The sequence below is a fragment of the Zoogloea sp. genome, assembly GCF_017302315.1.
GTDB lineage: Bacteria > Pseudomonadota > Gammaproteobacteria > Burkholderiales > Rhodocyclaceae > Zoogloea.
Genome location: NZ_JAFLDT010000006.1, coordinates 24,976 through 42,920 on the forward strand (window position 1 = coordinate 24,976; position 17,945 = coordinate 42,920).

Annotated in this window: 17 protein-coding genes; 8 read left to right on the top strand and 9 right to left on the bottom strand. The window is 63.7% G+C overall.

Features of this window, described 5'->3' with window-relative positions; genetic code table 11:
- Positions 1-152: 152 nt before the first annotated feature.
- The 4 genes from J0L98_RS03495 to J0L98_RS03510 form a co-directional block, all read right to left on the bottom strand.
- The gene (locus J0L98_RS03495; protein ID WP_296410116.1) at positions 153-503 is read right to left on the bottom strand and encodes a YajD family HNH nuclease; all 351 of its coding nucleotides are present in this window, start codon (positions 501-503) and stop codon (positions 153-155) included.
- Positions 500-2,632: an ornithine--oxo-acid transaminase gene (gene rocD, locus J0L98_RS03500; protein WP_296410117.1), complete on the bottom strand. Its 2,133-nt coding sequence runs from the start codon at positions 2,630-2,632 to the stop codon at positions 500-502. Before rocD ends, J0L98_RS03495 begins: the two co-directional genes overlap by 4 nt.
- 79 nt (positions 2,633-2,711) lie before the next feature.
- Entirely contained in the window at positions 2,712-4,247 is a 1,536-nt protein-coding gene (gene ubiB, locus J0L98_RS03505) for a ubiquinone biosynthesis regulatory protein kinase UbiB (RefSeq protein ID WP_296410120.1), read from the bottom strand.
- 80 nt (positions 4,248-4,327) lie between these two features.
- Positions 4,328-4,978 carry a hypothetical protein gene (locus J0L98_RS03510; protein WP_296410121.1) on the bottom strand — a complete coding sequence of 217 codons (651 nt, stop codon included), beginning with the start codon at positions 4,976-4,978 and terminating at the stop codon, positions 4,328-4,330.
- Positions 4,979-5,147: 169 nt separating this feature from the next.
- Between J0L98_RS03510 and argS the strand changes: the two genes are divergently transcribed.
- Genes argS through J0L98_RS03530 form a run of 4 tightly spaced genes read left to right on the top strand, consistent with a single transcriptional unit; the run spans position 5,148 to position 9,060 of the window.
- The gene (gene argS / locus J0L98_RS03515) at positions 5,148-6,881 is read left to right on the top strand and encodes an arginine--tRNA ligase (protein WP_296410123.1); all 1,734 of its coding nucleotides are present in this window, start codon (positions 5,148-5,150) and stop codon (positions 6,879-6,881) included.
- Between the two features lie 18 nt (positions 6,882-6,899).
- On the top strand, positions 6,900-7,619 hold the full coding sequence (locus J0L98_RS03520; RefSeq protein WP_296410125.1) for an SPOR domain-containing protein: 720 nt from the start codon (positions 6,900-6,902) through the stop codon (positions 7,617-7,619).
- Positions 7,620-7,648: 29 nt separating this feature from the next.
- Positions 7,649-8,287, top strand: coding sequence for a thiol:disulfide interchange protein DsbA/DsbL (locus tag J0L98_RS03525; protein ID WP_296410126.1), 639 nt, complete (start codon positions 7,649-7,651; stop codon positions 8,285-8,287).
- A gap of 23 nt (positions 8,288-8,310) precedes the next feature.
- Positions 8,311-9,060 (top strand): SDR family oxidoreductase, encoded by a 750-nt coding sequence (locus tag J0L98_RS03530; protein WP_296410206.1) that lies wholly within the window; start codon positions 8,311-8,313, stop codon positions 9,058-9,060.
- Between the two features lie 15 nt (positions 9,061-9,075).
- Here the strand turns inward: J0L98_RS03530 and ald are convergent, their stop codons facing one another.
- Positions 9,076-10,191 carry an alanine dehydrogenase gene (gene ald / locus J0L98_RS03535; RefSeq protein ID WP_296410128.1) on the bottom strand — a complete coding sequence of 372 codons (1,116 nt, stop codon included), beginning with the start codon at positions 10,189-10,191 and terminating at the stop codon, positions 9,076-9,078.
- A 92-nt stretch (positions 10,192-10,283) separates the two neighbouring features.
- Here ald and J0L98_RS03540 point away from each other — a divergent pair, with 92 nt between their 5' ends.
- Positions 10,284-11,105 (top strand): helical backbone metal receptor, encoded by an 822-nt coding sequence (locus tag J0L98_RS03540; RefSeq protein WP_296410129.1) that lies wholly within the window; start codon positions 10,284-10,286, stop codon positions 11,103-11,105.
- Between the two features lie 43 nt (positions 11,106-11,148).
- Here the strand turns inward: J0L98_RS03540 and J0L98_RS03545 are convergent, their stop codons facing one another.
- From J0L98_RS03545 to J0L98_RS03560, 4 genes are all read right to left on the bottom strand, one after another.
- The gene (locus J0L98_RS03545; RefSeq protein WP_296410130.1) at positions 11,149-11,970 is read right to left on the bottom strand and encodes a mechanosensitive ion channel family protein; all 822 of its coding nucleotides are present in this window, start codon (positions 11,968-11,970) and stop codon (positions 11,149-11,151) included.
- 93 nt (positions 11,971-12,063) lie between these two features.
- Positions 12,064-12,528, bottom strand: coding sequence for a putative toxin-antitoxin system toxin component, PIN family (locus J0L98_RS03550; protein WP_296410131.1), 465 nt, complete (start codon positions 12,526-12,528; stop codon positions 12,064-12,066).
- 79 nt (positions 12,529-12,607) lie between these two features.
- Entirely contained in the window at positions 12,608-14,434 is a 1,827-nt protein-coding gene (phaC, locus tag J0L98_RS03555) for a class I poly(R)-hydroxyalkanoic acid synthase (RefSeq protein WP_296410132.1), read from the bottom strand.
- Positions 14,435-14,448: 14 nt separating this feature from the next.
- Positions 14,449-15,474 (bottom strand): MBL fold metallo-hydrolase, encoded by a 1,026-nt coding sequence (locus J0L98_RS03560; RefSeq protein ID WP_296410133.1) that lies wholly within the window; start codon positions 15,472-15,474, stop codon positions 14,449-14,451.
- Positions 15,475-15,593: 119 nt separating this feature from the next.
- Here J0L98_RS03560 and J0L98_RS03565 point away from each other — a divergent pair, with 119 nt between their 5' ends.
- The 3 genes from J0L98_RS03565 (at position 15,594) to can (ending at position 17,942) form a co-directional block, all read left to right on the top strand.
- Positions 15,594-16,031, top strand: a complete 438-nt coding sequence (locus tag J0L98_RS03565) for a MerR family DNA-binding transcriptional regulator (RefSeq protein ID WP_296408353.1) — start codon at positions 15,594-15,596, stop codon at positions 16,029-16,031.
- A gap of 78 nt (positions 16,032-16,109) precedes the next feature.
- The gene (locus J0L98_RS03570) at positions 16,110-16,580 is read left to right on the top strand and encodes a PaaI family thioesterase (protein WP_296410134.1); all 471 of its coding nucleotides are present in this window, start codon (positions 16,110-16,112) and stop codon (positions 16,578-16,580) included.
- 219 nt (positions 16,581-16,799) lie between these two features.
- Entirely contained in the window at positions 16,800-17,942 is a 1,143-nt protein-coding gene (can, locus tag J0L98_RS03575) for a carbonate dehydratase (RefSeq protein ID WP_296410135.1), read from the top strand.
- The last annotated feature ends 3 nt before the right edge of the window (positions 17,943-17,945 follow it).

A 17,945-nucleotide genomic window follows, 5' to 3' on the forward strand; every position in this document is an offset into this window, starting at 1 on the left:
TTCCGTTTGGATGTGGAAAACATACCTGAGCCTGGGGCGGGGAAGGTCTTCCACGTCCGCGAGCTTAGCACCGGAACACCGGGATGGGGGGCTTGCAGACAGGAATCTGCCATTGCGTGGGGCATATTCCTCCCGGCGATGCGCCGGGCCGCTCAGTTCTTCTTGAGCAGGTCGCCCAACCCGGAAAAGGGAGAGTGGGTGGCAGCCTTGGCAGGCTGCTTGGCGGCGACCTGACCGCGGGTGGCTTCCAGTTGCCGCTGGTGCTCATTGTCGTGGCAGTAGAGGCACAGCAGCTCCCAGTTGCTGCCGTCGGGCGGGTTGTTGTCGTGGTTGTGGTCGCGATGGTGAACGGTGAGCTCGCGCAGGTTGGTGGACGTGAACTCCCGGGCGCAGCGGCCGCAGATCCAGGGGTAGAGTTTGAGGGCCTTCTCCCGGTAGCCCTCGGCGCGCTGGTCTGCTGCGCGGCGGGCTTCGGCGACGAGGCGGTCAAGTTTGTCGGTCATGGGGCGTCTCCGGCGGGAAAGCGACGGGCAAGGTCGGTGAGGGCATCTTCGATGGCCCTGGCGGCCCAATCCAGTTCGATCTCGGTAACGATCAGGGGCGGTGCGAAACGCAGCACTTTGTCGTGGGTGTCCTTGGTCATCAGGCCGCGGGCAAGCATCCATTCTGCCGCAACCCGGGCGGGCACACGGCGGGTGTCCAGTTCCATGCCGATCATCAGCCCGCGACCCCGGACTTCCACGATCAGCGGATTGTCGATGGCCTGCAGGCGGGCCAGGAAAAGGGCGCCGAGGGTGGCGGAGCGCTCTGTCAGCCGGTCTTCGGCCAGCAGGGCCAGGGACTCGGCTGCGACGGCCGCGGCAAGCGGGTTGCCACCGAAGGTGGAGCCATGGTCACCGGGCTGGAAGACCTGCATCAGGGCATCGTCGGCCAGGAAGGCGGCCACCGGCAGCAGCCCACCACCCAGGGCTTTGCCGAGGATGACGCCATCGGGGCGAACATTTTCATGCTGGCAGGCCAGCAGTCGGCCTGTCCGGCCCAGACCGGTCTGCACTTCATCGGCGATCAGCAGAACCCCGTTGGCGCGGCAGATTTCGGCGCAGCGGGCCAGCCAGCCTGGCGGTGGGATCACGATGCCGCCTTCACCCTGGATGGGTTCGAACAGGAAGGCCGCCGTGCGCGGGGTTATGGCGGCGGCCAGGGCATCGGCATCGCCAAAGGGGATGCTGCGGAAGCCTGGTGTCAGGGGGCCGAAGCCGTTGCGGTACTGGGCCTCGCTGGAGAAACTGATGATGGTGGTGGAGCGGCCGTGGAAGTTGTTGTCGCAGACAATGATCTCGGCCTGGCCATCGGGTACACCCTTGATGGTGTGGGCCCACTTGCGGGCCGCCTTGAGGGCGGTTTCGACGGCTTCGAGGCCGGTATTCACGGGCAGCGCCCGGTCGTAGCCGAGCAGCGCCGACAGGCGCTCGAGCATCAGCGGCAGGCGGTCGTTGGAATAGGCGCGGGAGGTGAGCGCCAGGCGCCCCGCCTGGTCGGTGAGTGCAGCAACCAGACGGGGGTGGCTGTGGCCGAAGCTGACCGCTGAGTAGGCGCTCATCATGTCCAGGTAGCGGCGCCCTTCCACGTCCCACAGCCAGCTACCCTTGCCGCGGGTGAAGACGACGGGCAGGGGGGCGTAGTTGTGCGCGCCGAAGGTGTCCTCACGCTGGCGCAGGGTGGCCGTGGTTGGTCCAAGGGCGGCGGCGGCGAGTTCCATGACCCAGCGGGCACCGCTTCCGTCCCGATCCCGTGACGGGACGTACTCGACAATCTCCAGGGCCACCAGGTCGGCACAGCTACGCAGGCCGTGGAGGTTGTCCACCAGATCCTGGGGGTCAAGGCCGTCGGGAACCAGGCAGGTGGTTGCCGGCAGGGCGGCGCAGTCCATGGAATCGAGATCCACGGAAACGCCGAAGCCGGCGGTGCCTTCCCGCGCGATGCTCATGGCTTCACAGAGAACGGCGGGCAGCCCGCGTTTGTTCACCTCGGCCATGGTGAAGATCCGGACCCCCAGGCGGTTCAGCAGCACAAGCTCCTCGGGCTCCCAGGAGCGCGCCCCGACGATGGCCACCTTGGCCGGGTCAAGGTGCGGGCCCGGGAGTCCGGTGAGGTTCTCGTCGCCGATGCCAAGCAGCGCTGCCAGTGGCATGCCGTGGATGTTGCCGCTGTGGGTGCTGCGGTCGGTGTGGGCATCCAGATGGGCATCAATCCAGATCAGGCCGAGTTTGCCCCGATGGGCAAGGGCTCGGGATACCCCGCGCCAGGTGCCTGCGCCAATGGCATGGTCGCCCCCCAGGACAAGGGGAATGGCGTTGTCCAGGCAGATTGCAGCTACTTCGTCAGCCAGATCGTGGAGCATTGCGCTGACCACCCCAAGACGCTCGGGCAGCGGTGCCTGGGGGGGTTTGGGGGCTGAGGGTTCCATCAGCTTCTGCCAGCGGGCGGGAATGCCGCGGTGCCGCAGCCGGATGTCGAAGCCGAGATCCTTGAGGGCGCGGGGGCCTGCTGCGGGGCCGAAGATGGGGGCGCCAAGACAGGATCCGACGCCGACGATACGGACCGGACGGGGGGGCGCGAGCGGGGCGGGCATGTTCTTCTTTCGTTGTCAGGTCGTTGGTGCCGAAAGTGGAACCTTTACGCCCGTTGGAGCGGAGGAGACCGCCCTTTGTTCAGTGCAGCCAGTGCCAGGCCTCGAGGGCGGCAAGGCAGGAGAGGAGCAGGGTGCAGGTGATCAGCCAGATAGTGTTGCGCCGAGCTTCGGCCGTCAGGCGGGCGAGTTCGGCACGGGTGTCGTCGTCCCGGGGCGCTGACAAAGCCTGATGAACCAGGCGTGGCAACTGGGGCAAGGCGGCTGCCCAGGCAGGTGCTTCATCTCGTGCGTGGCGCAGCAGGGCACGCCAGCCCATCTGGTCGTTCATCCACCGTTCGAGGAAGGGCTTTGCCGTCTTCCACAGGTCCAGGTCCGGGTCGAGCTGGCGGCCCAGGCCCTCGATGTTGAGCAGGGTTTTCTGCAACAGCACGAGCTGGGGCTGCACTTCCATCTCGAAGCGTCGGGCTGTCTGGAACAGGCGCAGCAGGGTCTTGCCGAAGGAGATGTCCTTCAGGGGGCGGTCGAAGATGGGCTCGCAGACGGCGCGGATGGCTCCCTCGAACTCGTCGACCCGGGTGTGCGGCGGCACCCAGCCCGCTTCGATGTGGGCCAGGGCCACGCGCCGGTAGTCGCGCTGGAAGAAGGCCAGGAAGTTGGTGGCCAGGTATTTCTTGTCCGAGTCGTTGAGACTGCCGATGATGCCGAAGTCAAGGGCGATGTAGCGCCCTCGGGTGGGGCCATCGGTGGCCACGAAGATGTTGCCGGGATGCATGTCGGCGTGGAAGAAGCCGTCGCGAAACACCTGGGTGAAAAAGATCTCCACGCCGGCCCGGGACAGGGCCTTGAGATCCACCCCGTGGGCCTTGAGGGCGTCGAGCTGGGAAATGGGCACGCCCTTCATACGCTCCATCACCATGACATTGGTGGTGCAGAAATCCCAGTGCACCTCGGGGACCACCAGCAGTTCGGAGTCCTTGAAGTTGCGCCTTAGCTGCGAGCAGTTGGCGGCTTCGCGCATCAGGTCGAGCTCGTCGCGCAGGTACTTGGAGAACTCGGCCACCACTTCCCGGGGTTTCAGGCGGCGTCCTTCCGGCCATAGTCTTTCCAGGAGGGTGGCGGCCACGTCGAGCAGGGCCAGATCGTGGGCGATGACCGGGGCAATGCCCGGTCGCAGGATCTTGACGGCCACCTCGGTGCCGTCGGGCAACTGGGCGAAGTGGACCTGGGCAATCGAGGCCGATGCGATGGGTTCCCGGTCGAAGCGCGCGAAAACCGCATCGGCGGGTTTGCCGTAGGCCGCTTCCAGTTGGGCGAGGGCCTCCGTGCTGGTGAAGGGCGGAACACGGTCCTGCAGGCGGGCCAGCTCTTCGGCAATGGCGGGTGGCAGGAGGTCGCGACGGGTGGACAGCATCTGGCCGAACTTGACGAAGATCGGGCCCAGGGATTCGAGGGCCTGGCGCAGGCGGGCGCCGGCGGGTTCGTCGAAGGTCCGGCGAAAAAGCGTAAGCCTCGCCAGCCAGGCCAGCCGGCCGGACGGCTCGTTGGAGAGAATCATCTGGTCCAGCCCATACTTCAGGCTGACGGAGATGATCTTGACGAGTCGGAAGAGGCGCACGGCAGGTGGCGAAAAGTAAAACGCGGATTGTGCCCGGAAAGCCTGGGCGCGCAAAGCGCCCAGGCCCCCCGCGCCATGGATCAGGAGCGGCGCTTGGGGTGTTGCGGCAGCTTGGCCGGCGGCGGGGCGGGGGCGATGACCGCCCCGCCCGGCTGGACCTGTTCCACCAGCCAACGCAAGGCCAGGCGGATTTCCCGCTTGATGGCCTCGTCGTCGGGTGAGCCGGCGCCGAACTGGGGCAGGCCGGTGGCGTCGACGCTGAAGGCAGGCAGTCGCCATTCCCGTTCCACCACGAACAGGTGGTCTCCATCGAGAACCGCTTTCTGGGCCACGACGTAGCCATAGCTGCGGGAGTCGAAGCGTGAGCAGTAGACCGTCAGGGCTGCGGATGGGAGACCATCCCGCTCGGAGGCGAACAGGCCGCTGGTGGTGAGTTCGCTGCAGTGGGCGCGAAGGCCGGCCGAGACATGGGCCAGATAGGTCTCGGGGTTGAGGTTCTGGGACACCATGCGCTGTACGACGATGCGGTCCCGGTAGTCTTCAACACCCTGACCACGGGGGATGTACTCCTCGTGGCGGATACCGTTGCCCTCGCGGAGATCCACAATGCGCCAGGGTTGGCCGGCGGGCAGCGGAAGGGGCCAGCGCAGGGTGGGCGCTTCGGCGAAGGCCGGCAGGCTGGCCACGACGCCGAGGGCAAGTGCGAGGGCTTGCAGGAAGCGAATGCTCACGGATAGCTCGGGACTCATTTGACTGCGAGGGGCTCCACGCCTTGTACACTATGTCAGTTCCGCCGATTCTGTCATGCCTGTTGTACTTTGTTGCTGTCAAAAGCCCGCCTTCCCGCCGGTTTGCCCGGCGCTTGGCTATAATCCTGTGCTTTTAGTCGCAGTACTGCCCATGAGCGCCGATTCCAAGACCCAGCTTGCCGATCTCCTCCGTGCCGCCCTTCTTAGCGTGGCGCCCGAGCAAGCCGAGACCCCGATCAACCTGGAGCGTCCGAAGCAGGCCGGTCACGGAGACTTTGCGAGCAATCTGGCGCTGCAGCTCGCCAAGCCTCTCAAGCGCAATCCGCGCGAGTTGGCCAACCTGTTGCTGGCCGAATTGCCAGCTTCCAGCCTGATCGCCAAGGCCGAAGTGGCCGGTGCAGGGTTCATCAATTTCACTTTGGTGGCCGACGCCAAGACCGCGGTCGTTGGTGCCGTGCTTGCTGCGGGTGAGGCTTTTGGCCGCGGGACCAAGACCGGGGTGCGGGTTCAGGTGGAGTATGTGTCGGCCAATCCCACCGGGCCGCTGCACGTCGGGCACGGTCGCGGGGCCGCCTATGGCGCTTCCTTGTCCGATGTGCTCGACTTCGCCGGCTTCGAGGTGACCCGCGAGTACTACATCAATGATGCGGGCCGGCAGATGGACATCCTGGCCCTGTCCACCTGGCTGCGTTACCTCGATCTTTTCGCCATCACCGTTCCTTTTCCGCCCAACGCCTATCAGGGTGACTATGTGAAAGACATGGCAGTCCAGATCAAGGATGGTCATGGTGACCGCTTTGCCAGGGTGACGGCGGTCGACGTGTTGGCGGGAGCCCCGAGCGTCGAGGCGGACAAGGAAGCTCATCTGGATACCCTGATCGCCAATGCCAAGAACCTGCTGGGTTCGGATTACGCGTGGGTCCATGGTTTTGCCCTGACCGAGCAGCTCGGTGATGGCCGCGAAGACCTCGCCGAGTTCGGTGTCACTTTCGACAAGTGGTTTTCCGAGCGCTCTCTGTTTGATACGGGTCTGGTTGAAAAGGCGGTCACTGCCCTTGAGGCAGCTGGGCACATCTATCTGCAGGATGGAGCCAAGTGGTTCCGTTCGACGGCCTTCGGCGATGAGAAGGACCGGGTCGTGCAGCGTGAGAATGGGCTCTTCACCTACTTTGCTTCCGATATCGCCTACCATGCCAACAAGTACGAGCGTGGCTTCGACCGCATCATCGACATCTGGGGAGCCGACCACCACGGCTATATCCCCCGTGTAAAGGGCGCCCTGGAGGCGCTTGGCCTGCCGCCCGAAAAGCTCGATGTCGCGCTGGTGCAGTTTGCGGTGCTTTATCGAGACGGCCAGAAGGCGGCCATGTCCACCCGCTCCGGTGAGTTCGTCACCTTGCGCGAGTTGCGCCAGGAGGTCGGTAACGACGCTTGTCGCTTCTTTTACGTGCTGCGCAAGGCCGATCAGCATCTGGATTTCGACCTTGATCTGGCCAAGAGCCAGAGCAATGAGAACCCTGTTTATTACATCCAGTACGCCCACGCCCGCCTGTGCTCGGTGCTGAACCAGTGGAACGGTGTACTGGCCGATCTGGCCGAAGCGGATCTGGCGCGCCTCGACAACGAGCGCGAGCTGGCCCTGTGCGCCCGCCTGACCGCTTTCCCCGAAATCGTCCAGAACGCTGCGGCTGACTACGCGCCGCATCAAATTGCCTTTTACCTCAAGGATCTGGCGGGTGAGTTCCACAGCTACTACAACGCCGAGCGCATGCTGGTGGACGACGAAGGGCTCAAACTTGCCCGTCTGGCGCTTGCTGCTGCCGTGCGTCATGTCATCCGCAACGGCCTGCGGCTGTTGGGGGTTTCCGCTCCTGATTCCATGTAACTCCCGGACCTGCCGTTCATGAGTCGCGATCTCAAGCCACGCCTGCAGACCAAGAAGCCCAAATCGGGCAGTCGCGGTAGTACCTTGGTCGGCATCTTTGTCGGACTGATTCTCGGCGCATTGGTGGCGGCGGGGATTGCGCTGTATTTCACGGCGTCTTCCCCTTTCCAGAAGCCCAAGCAGGATGAGCGGCCGGTTGCACCGCCGCCGCCCAAACCCCAGGGAGGCGAGCCCATCGCCTTGCCCGGCAAGGCCGGCGACAAACCTGTGGAGAAGCCCCGCTTCGATTTCTACAATGTCCTGCCGAAAGGCTCGGATGCCCTGCCGGTGCCGACCAAGCCTGAAGAGACCACAGAGGTCGTCAAGCCTCCGGTCAAGCCCGAGAAGGCCGATAAGGCGGATGGCAAGCCCGAGAGTGATGCCGAACGGGCCAAGGCCGAGGCGGCCTTACTTGACAAGCCGGCCGTCCCCGAGAAGTTCTTCCTGCAGGCCGGTTCCTTCGAAGATCCTTCCGAAGCAGACAACCTGAAGGCGCGTCTTGCGTTGATGGGCGTGGAGGCCAGCGTCCAGAAGGTCGAATTGCCCGAGAAGGGCACCGTCCATCGCGTGCGCATGGGCCCCTACCTGGGCCAGGAGGAGATGACCAAGGCGCGGCAGCAGCTGACGTCCAATGGCATCAACGCGGCCATCATCAAGATCAAGCCAAAGGAACCAAAGCCGGCCACCGCCGCTCAATGAGAGCTTTGGCCGAACCAGGAGAAACCGTAATGCAGCGTCGTGATGTCCTTTTACAGTTGTCCGCCCTTGCCGCCTTTGGCAGCCTTGGCCTGCCTGCCGCTGCCCAGGGCGGGGGGTTCGAGGTGGTCAATCCGCCTCAGCCCACTGAAACCAAGGGCAAGGTCGAGGTGCTGGAGTTTTTCCACTACGGCTGCCCCCATTGCAAGGCCTTCGATCCTTTGCTGGAACTCTGGGTCAAGAAGCTCCCCGCCGACGTGCTCTTCCGTCAGGTGCCGGTGACCTGGGGCAATCCGCAACTGGCCGGTCTTGCCAAGCTGCACCTCACCCTGGCTGCCACGGGTGATCTGGCACGGCTGCATCCCCAGGCCTTTGATGCTGTCCAGACCGACAAGCTGCCTCTCAACACCGAGGCCGGTGCCCAGGAATGGGCGGTGAAGAAGGGTGTCGATGCTAAGAAGTTCGCTGATGCCTACCGCTCCTTTGGCGTGCAGGTGGGCATGCAGCGCATCGAAAAGCTCGGTCGTGATTACAAGGTCCAGGGCGTGCCGACCCTGGCTGTGGATGGCAAGTACTTCACATCGGGCTCCATTGCCGGTTCCCATGAAGCTGCGCTGAAGGTGGCGGATCAACTGATCGCGCGTGCGCGTACCGAACAGGGTCGTAAGTAATTCGCCCGGTTTCCCGTGTATTCATTACCGGTGCCTCCAGCGGCATCGGTGAAGCCCTGGCGCGGCACTATGCTGCCCGGGGGGCAAGTCTCGGGCTGGTTGGTCGGCGCGTTCAGGCCCTTGATGCGCTGGCGGCCAGCCTGCCGGGAAGGCATGCGGTGTATGGGCTGGATGTGGGTGATGCGGCCGCTTTGGGTGATGCTGCCCGCGACTTTATCGCTCGGTTTGGACCGCCGGATGTCGTGATCGCCAATGCCGGCGTGTCGGTGGGTACCCTGACCGAGATGGCAGACGATCTGAATGCCTTCGAGCGAGTCTTGCGGACCAACGTGCTTGGCATGGTCGCCACCTTCCAGCCTTTTGTGGCGCCCCTGCGTGCCAGCGGGCAGGGGCGGCTGGTCGGTATCGCATCCGTTGCAGGTATCCGCGGCCTTCCTGGTGCGGGTGCCTACAGTGCTTCCAAGGCGGCGGTGATTGCTTACCTGGAGAGCCTGCGTGTCGAACTCCATGGCACCGGCGTCAAGGTCGTGACCATTGCGCCCGGCTATATCGAGACGCCAATGACGTCGGTCAATACTTACCCCATGCCCTTCTTGTTGCCCGCGGACCAGGCCGCGGTCCGCTTTGCCCGCGCGATCGAAGCCGGCGTCAGCTATACCGTCATTCCATGGCAGATGGGGGTGGTCGGCAAGCTGCTGCGTCTGCTGCCCAACCCCCTCTTTGATCGACTCTTTGCGCGGGCTGGGCGCAAACCCCGCGGCCTGCCCCTTTAGCGACGGCGCCGTGTATCAGCCGAGCTGAGTGATGGCCGGAAGGTACTTCTTGCCCAGGGCATCCGCCACCTGGGGGTGGGTCACGTTTCCGTTGCAGATATTGAGTCCGGCCCGCAGGCCCGCATCGTCCTTCAGGGCTTCTTTCCAGCCCTTGTCCGCCAACGCCAGCACGTAGGGAAGTGTGGCTGCGTTGAGGGCATAGGTGGCGGTGCGCGCGACGGCGCCAGGCATGTTGGACACGCAGTAATGGACGATGCCGTCCACCAGGTAGGTCGGGTCGGCATGGGTGGTCGGGCGGGAGGTTTCGAAACAGCCGCCCTGGTCGATGGCTACGTCGACGATCACGGCACCGGGCTTCATGGCGCCGAGCATGGCCCGGGTGACCAGTTTGGGGGCGGTGGCCCCCGGAATCAGCACTGCGCCGATGACCAGGTCAGCCTGCAGTACCAGGCGTTCGATGGCGTCCTGAGTGGCATAGAGGGTCTTGACCCGCCCGCCGTAGACCTCGTCCAGGTGGCGCAGGACGGGCAGGGACTTGTCGAAGATGGTCACGTCCGCGCCCATGCCGACGGCGGTATGGGCCGCGTTGTTGCCGACGGTGCCACCGCCCAGGATCACCACGCGGCCCGGTTCCACACCGGGTACGCCGCCCAGCAGGACACCGCGGCCGCCGTGGGATTTTTCAAGGGCTGAGGCGCCAGCCTGAATGCTCATGCGCCCTGCCACTTCAGACATGGGGGCGAGCAGCGGCAGGCCGCCGCCCGGGGCGGTGACTGTTTCGTAGGCGATGGCGGTGACGCCGCTGGCGATGAGCTCTTCGGCCTGGCCCGGGTCGGGTGCCAGGTGCAGATAGGTGAACAGCAAGTGGTGGGTTTTAAGGCGGGCGCGTTCGTCGCGGAGGGGCTCCTTGACCTTGACGATCATGATGGCCTGCTCGAAGACCTCCTCGGCGCTCAAGGCGATGCGGGCACCTGCGCGTTCGTAATCGCTGTCGCTGGCACCGATGCCGTGACCCGCACCCGATTCGACCCACACCTCGTGCCCGTGGGCCACAACTTCACGGACTGCGCCGGGTGTCAGGCCGACCCGATATTCGTGGTTCTTCGTTTCCCTGGGAACGCCGATCTTCATGTTTTTCTCCATGTGCGTGGGCCGTGCTTTTTCAGAGTGGCCGGATGTAAGCCTGGTTCCAATAACGGCGCGGCTCTTGAGATACTTTGACAATGATGACCGATACCTCTGACGAAGTGCTGATCGATGCTGCCGGACAGCGTCACAAACCCCATGACGGGCCCGCCCGGATCGTTTCCCTTGTGCCCTCCCTGACCGAGCTGGTGTGCGACCTCGGTCTCGCGCCGCAGCTAGTGGGGCGCACCGGCTTCTGCATCCATCCCCGGCCGGTGCTGCGGGCCGTTACCAAGGTGGGCGGCACCAAGGATGTGAACCTGGCGCGCCTGCGGGCCCTGGCGCCAACCCACATCATCGTGAACGTGGATGAGAACAGGCGGGAATGTGTCGAGGAGATTGCCGGCTTCGTGCCGAACGTGATCGTGACCCATCCCTGTACACCGGAGGACAATCTGCCGGTGTATCGCCTGCTGGGGGCGATCTTCCATCGGCGCGCCGAGTCGGAACGGCTGGCAGCGGCCCTCGATGCGGCACTGGCGGAGGCCAGGGCGGTGGGCGCGACCCTGCCGCGCGAGAAGGTGCTCTACCTGATCTGGCGTGAGCCCTGGATGACCGTGGCCCAGGGCACCTATATTGCGGCAACGCTGGCTGCAGTGGGTTGGGATACCCGCCCTGTCCTCAGCGAGCCCCGCTACCCGGCCTTCGAGTGGGATGCGCCCTGGTTGCCGGAGGTGCAACGGGTCTTCCTGTCGTCGGAGCCCTATCGGTTCCGCGAGCGGCACGTGGAGGAGGTCGGGCGACTTTCCGGGCTGCCGGCGAGTCTGATCGATGGTGAGATGGCGTCCTGGTACGGCAGCCGCGCGATCGAAGGCCTGCGTCATCTGGCGGCCTTGCGTCGCCGCCTGGCGGCAGAATGAAAGACGCCCACCGGGTGGTGGGCGTCGGGACCGCAGACCGACTTCAGGAGGGCTGACGCAACACCTGATGCGGCGCAGGGATGGGCCAACCGTTGGCGCTGCCGACTTCGGCCAGGGCCTTGTTGGTATCGAAATAGACTTGCCAGTAGTGGTCGTTGTGGCAGTAGGGGCGCACCACCAGCTTGGTGCCGGCCGCATTGAATTCCAGGATCTCCACGTCGGGCGCCGGGTCCGTGGCCACGTTGGGGATCTGGGTGATGCGGGCGCGGATCAGTTCCATCGCTTGCTTGGGATCGACGGCATGGGCGAGCTGGGCCGTCAGATCCACCCGGCGGCAGGGATTGAGGGTGTAGTTGACGATATTGTCGGAGAACAGCTTGTTGTTGCCGATGGTGGTGCGCACGTTGTCGGGCTGGTCGATGGTGGTGGCGAACAGGCCGATTTCCTTGACGGTGCCGGTGATGCCGGCACCGCTGATGAAATCACCCACCTTGAAGGGGCGCAGGATGATCAGGAAGGCACCCGCGGCAAAGTTGGACAGCAGGCCGCTCCAAGCCACACCGATGGCCACGCCGGCTGCGGCGATGAGGGCGGCGAAGCTGGTGGTCTCGATGCCGAAGACCGACAGGATGACGATGACCAGCACGATGCGCATGATCACGCGCAGGGTGGCTTCCACGTAACGGACGAGGGTGGGCTCGACCTTTTGACGGGTCATGCCCCGGCTGGAGAGGTTGCCGATGAGGTTGATGACCCATCCGCCGATGATCCACAGGGCGATTGCGCCGGCAAGTTTCCAGCCGAGGGGAATCAGGTAGGTTGTGATAAGCGTGCTGACGTCCAGGCTGCTGGTATCGATGGCCATGGAGGAACTCCGTGGTGATAGGGGGATACCAGTCTAACGGCTGAGATAGGAGGGATTCCTCATGTCATGTTAATTTTTGTGGCTCGTTTTGTGTCAGGGCAAGAGCGGCAGGAAGCGCTCGGGGGTGAGGATGGCAAACCGGCTGGCGATCACCGGACGTTTTCCCAGTTTCAAGACCAGCTTGTCCCGGCTCAGCAGGGCGCGGGCACCGCTGTCGCGGGCCACTTCGAGAAACTTCTGATCATCCCGGTCAAGGCACTTGGGAAGCTCACAGTCCGGGTGCGCGAGGGGTTCAATCAGGATGCAGCGGGAGCGATAGCGCTCTGCAATCGCCTGCTGGCGTTCAGGGGGTTGATTGAACTGGGCGTATGCCAGGACGCGGGACAGCTCGATCAGGCAGTCCTCGCGGGTGAAGGGCTGCAGGGCACCGTTCTCCACTGCGGCGCGAAGGCGTTGCAGCGCCGGATCTTCGAACATCCACAGGGACAACACCACATTGGTGTCGAGAATGACCGGCAGGCCATCGGGGAGAGGGGCTTCGAGGGGATAGGTGGCCACGGCAGGCTCTGGCGACAACGGTGAGACTGAAAAGGAAAAGGGGGCCGAAGCCCCCTTGCCCTTTGCAACGGTCAGGCGATCAGGCGGCCTTCTTGGCGTCCAGGCGAGCCTTCACATAGGAGCCCGGTGCATCTTCGAGCACCTTGAGGTTGCCGGCGACGGGGTCGCGGGCCGGAACCTTGCTGGAGTCCTGGGCGAGTAGCCAGGCTTGCCAGTCGGTCCACCAGGAGCCCGGGTGCTGTTCTGCACCTGCAAAGAAGTCGTCGGCCGTGGCCGGCAGCTTGGCGGCAGGGTTGGTCCAGTAGCCATACTTGTTGGCAGCCGGCGGGTTGACGATACCGGCGATGTGGCCGGAGCCGCCCAGTACGAAGCGCACGTTGCCGCCAAAGTTGCGGGCACCGGAGTAGGTGCTCTTCCACGGGGCGATGTGGTCTTCGATGGTGGAGATGAAGTAGGTCGGAACCTTGATCTTGGAGAGGTCGATGGCGACGCCGCCGATCTCGATGCCGCCCGGCTCCTTCAGCAGGTTCTTCATGTACATGTTGCGCAGGTAGAAGCTGTGCATCTTCGCCGGCATGCGCGTGGAATCGGAGTTCCAGTACAGGAGATCGAAGGGGAAGGGGTCCTTGCCCATCAGGTAGTTGTTGACCACGAAGGACCAGATCAGGTCGTTGGCACGCAGCATGTTGAAGGTGCCGGCCATTTCGGAGCCTTCCAGGTAACCGCGCTCGAACATCTTCTTCTCGAGGCTGGACACCTGGCCTTCATCGATGAACACGCCCAGTTCGCCCGGATCGGCAAAGTCGGTCATGGTGGTGAAGAAGGTGCCGGAGGCCAGCCGCTTGTCCTTCTTGCCGGCCATGTAGGCCAGGGTGGTGGCGAGCAGGGTGCCGCCCAGACAGTAGCCGGCGGCGTTGATCTCCTTGGCGCCGGTCTGTTCGACGATGGCGTCGACTGCGGCCAGGGTGCCTTCGAGCAGGTAGGAGTCGAAGCTCTTCTCGGCCTGACGCTCGTCAGGGTTGACCCAGGAGATGACGAAGACCGTGTGGCCTTGATCGACGCACCACTTGATGTAGGAGTTCTTCTCGCGCAGGTCGAGGATGTAGAACTTGTTGATCCATGGCGGCACGATCATCAGCGGACGCTTGGACACGTCGGGGGTGCTCGGCGTGTATTGCAGCAGCTGCATCATGTCGTTCTGGAAGACGACCTTGCCCGGGGTGGTGGCGACGTTCTTGCCCAGCTCGAAGGCCGTGGTGTCGGTCATCTTGACGCGCAGGTTGCCGCCGCCGTCTTCCACATCGCGCAGCAGGTTGTTCAGGCCCTTGATTAGGTTCTGGCCGTGGCTCTTGACCGTCTCACGGAAGACTTCCGGGTTGGTCAGGGCGAAGTTCGAGGGGGACAGGGCGTCGATGTACTGACGGGTGTAGAAGTTGACCTTCTTCTGGCTCTGGTCGTCCAGGCCGTCAACGCTGCTCACTGTGTCATGGATGTGACGGGCGGCGATGAGGTAAGACTGCTTCATGAAGTCGAACAGGAAGTGCTCCTGCCATTCTTCGTCCTTGAAGCGCTTGTCGTCCTTGGCCGGGGTGGCTACCGGGCTGCCGGCGCCGACTCCGGTGAGGCGCATCATGGAGTGCTGCCACAGCGAGAAGTAGTCCCACACGAGGTTCATCTGGGCCTGGGCGAGGCGGTAGGGATTGGACAGCAGCTTGCCCATCATGTCCATGAAGGCCTGGGCGATGCCCAGCTCGTCGGCGGGCGCGGTGATGCCCTTCTTGACCTGCTTCTGGATGTGATCGGCCAGCAGCTTGGAGGCCCGTTGCGCGACTTCAGCGTAGGTCTTGGCGACTTCCTTGGGGTCCGGCAGTTCGGACTTGGCAACTTCTTTGTCTTGCGCAGCCATTCTCGGGCTCTCCTTTATTGATGGCTTATGACGAAACGGACGATCCCATCGGTTTCCCCTGAACGGCACAATTCTCTCTTGTGCACAAGATGGTTCAGGTGAGCGATGGCTTCTCCCATGGCAAACATGACCTGGTGCGTGTCCAGTTCTCGCGGGAAAAGGGTTGCAAGAAGCTCCCCCGCGCAGCGCGGCACGGTACAGGCGGCGAGAAGTTCCGCACAGCGGTCGGCATGGTGCTCGACGAGCTGATCCACGCGCAAACCGATGTTTCGGAACGGGCTCCCGTGGGATGGTAGCACGAGCGTGGCTGCGGGCAACTGCTTGAAACCGCGGATTGAATCGAGGAATCGTCCCAGTGGATCGTCATCCGGCGTGGCGGCAAATACGCTCACGTTGGTGGAAATGCGGGGAAGCAGCATGTCGCCCGAAATCAGTACGCCAACGGACTCGCAATGCAGTGACATATGCTCGGGCGAGTGGCCGTGTCCGGTGATCGCGGTCCAGCGGCGGCCGCCGATCTCCAGGCTGTCTCCACCGATCACCCGGTCGTAGCGGGCCGGCAGGGACGGGACGCCCCGCTTGTAGGCGTTGCCACGGCTAGCGAGCGCGTTGCAACGTTCCCCGTCTAGGCCATGCTGGCGAAACTGGGCAACCATGTCGGTCACGTTGTAGCCAGGTAGCTGGTTCCACAGGGCGTGACCGCAGAGGAACTCACCCAGGGTCATGGTGACCGGTGCGCCGGTCTTTTCGGCAAGCCACTGGGCCAGGCCCAGGTGGTCCGGGTGGCAGTGGGTGACGATGATCCGTGTCACCGGCCGGTCAAGTCCGTCGAGGATGGTATTCCACGCATCCTGACTGCCTTCAAGCCCGTAGCCGGTATCGACGATCACGACACCCTCGCCATCCTCGATCAGCCACAGATTGATGTGGTTGAGAGCAAAAGGCAGGGGCATCCGGATCCAATGCACCCCGGGTGCGACTTGTCGGGTCTCGCCGGCCGCGGGCACGGTCTCGAAGGGGTAGTCCAGTGTCGCTGTCATCCAATTCTTCTCCTGTTGTTTCCAGTGGGTTGTTTCGCTTCGCCGCGTTGCCCGGGGCTGCGAAATCTGATTTACTGCACCTCGTTCCCTATGCGAAAGCATGTTCTGCGCCGGACCCGATGAGCCAGGAAGAAACCTACACCATTACCGAACTCGCCCGTGAATTCGGCATCACTCCGCGAGCCATCCGTTTTTACGAGGATGAAGGCCTCTTGGCGCCGACCCGTGCCGGTCGCAATCGCATCTATGCCAAGCGTGACCGTACCCGGCTGCGCCTCGTTCTGCGCGGCAAGCGCCTGGGATTGTCCCTGGCCGAGATCGGCGAGCTGCTTGGCATGTACGACGGTGTGCGCAATTCGGCACCCCAGCTCCGTCGTTTTCTGTCCGTGCTGGATGAGCGTCGGCGGGTGATCGAGCAGCAGCGTGAGGACATCGTTGCCGTTCTTGGCGAAATCGGCATGCTCGAAAAGCAATGCTTGGAGTTGTTGGCCGAGAATCCCGAGGGGGCCGCCGAAGCCCGCGCTGAACTTGCCGCACGTCTTCGCGAAGGTGGATGATTTTTACCACTAAAGTTACGTTTACGTAAACGTTAAAAAAGCGGCTCGCCGAAGCGGGCCCAATCGAGGAAACCTGTCGTGACCCGCCCACCCCTGGAGCCTTTCCACCCCCGCGATCCCGACTATGTCGGCAGAGTGCGCGCCAGTTTCAACCTGCAACAGGCCATGCGTCTGATCGGCGCCCATCTGGCGGTGGTCGAGCCGGGCTATACGGAGATCCACCTGCCTTACCGGCAGGAGATCACCCAGCAGCACGGCTTCATCCACGGCGGGGTGGTCGGGATGATTGCAGACTCGGCCGCCGGCTATGCGGCCAACACACTCACCACGGCCGACAGCAGCGTGCTCACCGTCGAGTACAAGCTCAACCTGATCGCCCCGGCCGACGGGGAACGCCTTGTGGCCCGTGGCGAGGTGATCCGATCAGGGCGCACGCTGATCATCACGAGGGCCGAGGTCTTCGCCATCAAGGCCGAGCAATGGACCCTGTGCGCGGTGATGCAGCAGACCATCATGGCCATGCATGGGCGCAAGGAGAAAGGGGTTTGAGCGCTCGTGATTGAATCTGCTGCACGGTCCGATTTCACCCCTGCGAGGCGCACCGCACGCCTGGTGAGCCTGCGCTTCTCGACACGAAGTCGAACGGCTCGCGACGATTTCTTCATAGGTGCTGAGCGCATCCGGCGGGGGCTACAAACGTTCATGATGAAACGTACTGCGCGGCAGGGTATCTTGTCGGGCTGTCTCAACTTTGAGGATGAGTGACCGATGGCAGTAACCCTCCGCATCCTGGGTGATGATGATCATGCCGAGATCGAGCATGTCCGGCAGTTTTTCCGCAATTACGCGGGATGGCTGGGTGTCGATCTGGGCTATCAGAACTTTGCCGAGGAGATGGCCTCGCTGCCCGGGGCCTATTCGCCCCCCAGCGGGCGTCTTTTCTTTGCAGAGCTGGATGGACGGCCCGCCGGCTGCATTGGCATCCGGGCGGCCACCGAAGGCGTCTGCGAGATGAAGCGTCTATACGTGGAGCCGGAGTCGCGGGGCAGCGGTGTCGGCCGCGAACTCGCTCTTGCCGCCATCAAGGCCGCCAAGAGCCTGGGCTATCGCAAGGTCATGCTGGATACCCTGCCGGCCATGCGCATCGCAGTGAAGCTCTATCGGGAGCTGGGTTTCAAGGAGGCGCCGGCCTACTACCCGACGCCGGTCGAAGGCACGATGTTCCTCGCCCTCGACCTGGAAAACTGGTCGGAATCCGAGATCAAGAACGAGAACCTCTTCCACCTCTTCGACTACAACCTGGCGTGGTCGCGCAAGATGCGCCAGGTGGATCCGGGCTTCTTCGAGAAGCTGTCCACCCTGCAGAACCCCGAATACCTGTGGATAGGCTGCTCCGATTCCCGCGTGCCGGCCAACGAGATCATCGGTCTGCTGCCAGGCGAGGTCTTCGTGCATCGCAACGTGGCCAACGTGGTGGTGCATACCGACCTCAACTGCCTGTCGGTGATCCAGTTTGCCGTTGATGTATTGAAGGTCAAGCACATCATGGTAGTGGGCCACTACGGCTGCGGTGGTGTGAAGGCTGCCCTCAAGCGTGAGCGGGTCGGGCTGGTGGATCTGTGGCTGCGCCATGTGCAGGATGTCCATGTGAAGCACCTGGACCGGGTTGAGCTGCTGCCCCCAGACATGCGACATGACCGCCTGTGCGAGTTGAACGCCCTGGAGCAGGTGGTGAATGTGTGCCAGACCATCGTCGTCCAGGATGCCTGGAAGCGGGGGCAGCGTCTGACGGTGCATGGCTGGGTGTATGGCCTGAAGGACGGCCTGATCCGTGACCTTGGCATCAATGTGAGCCGTCGTGAGGATCTCATGCCCCGTTATTTTTCCGCCCTCGAGACCCTCGAAGCGTGAATG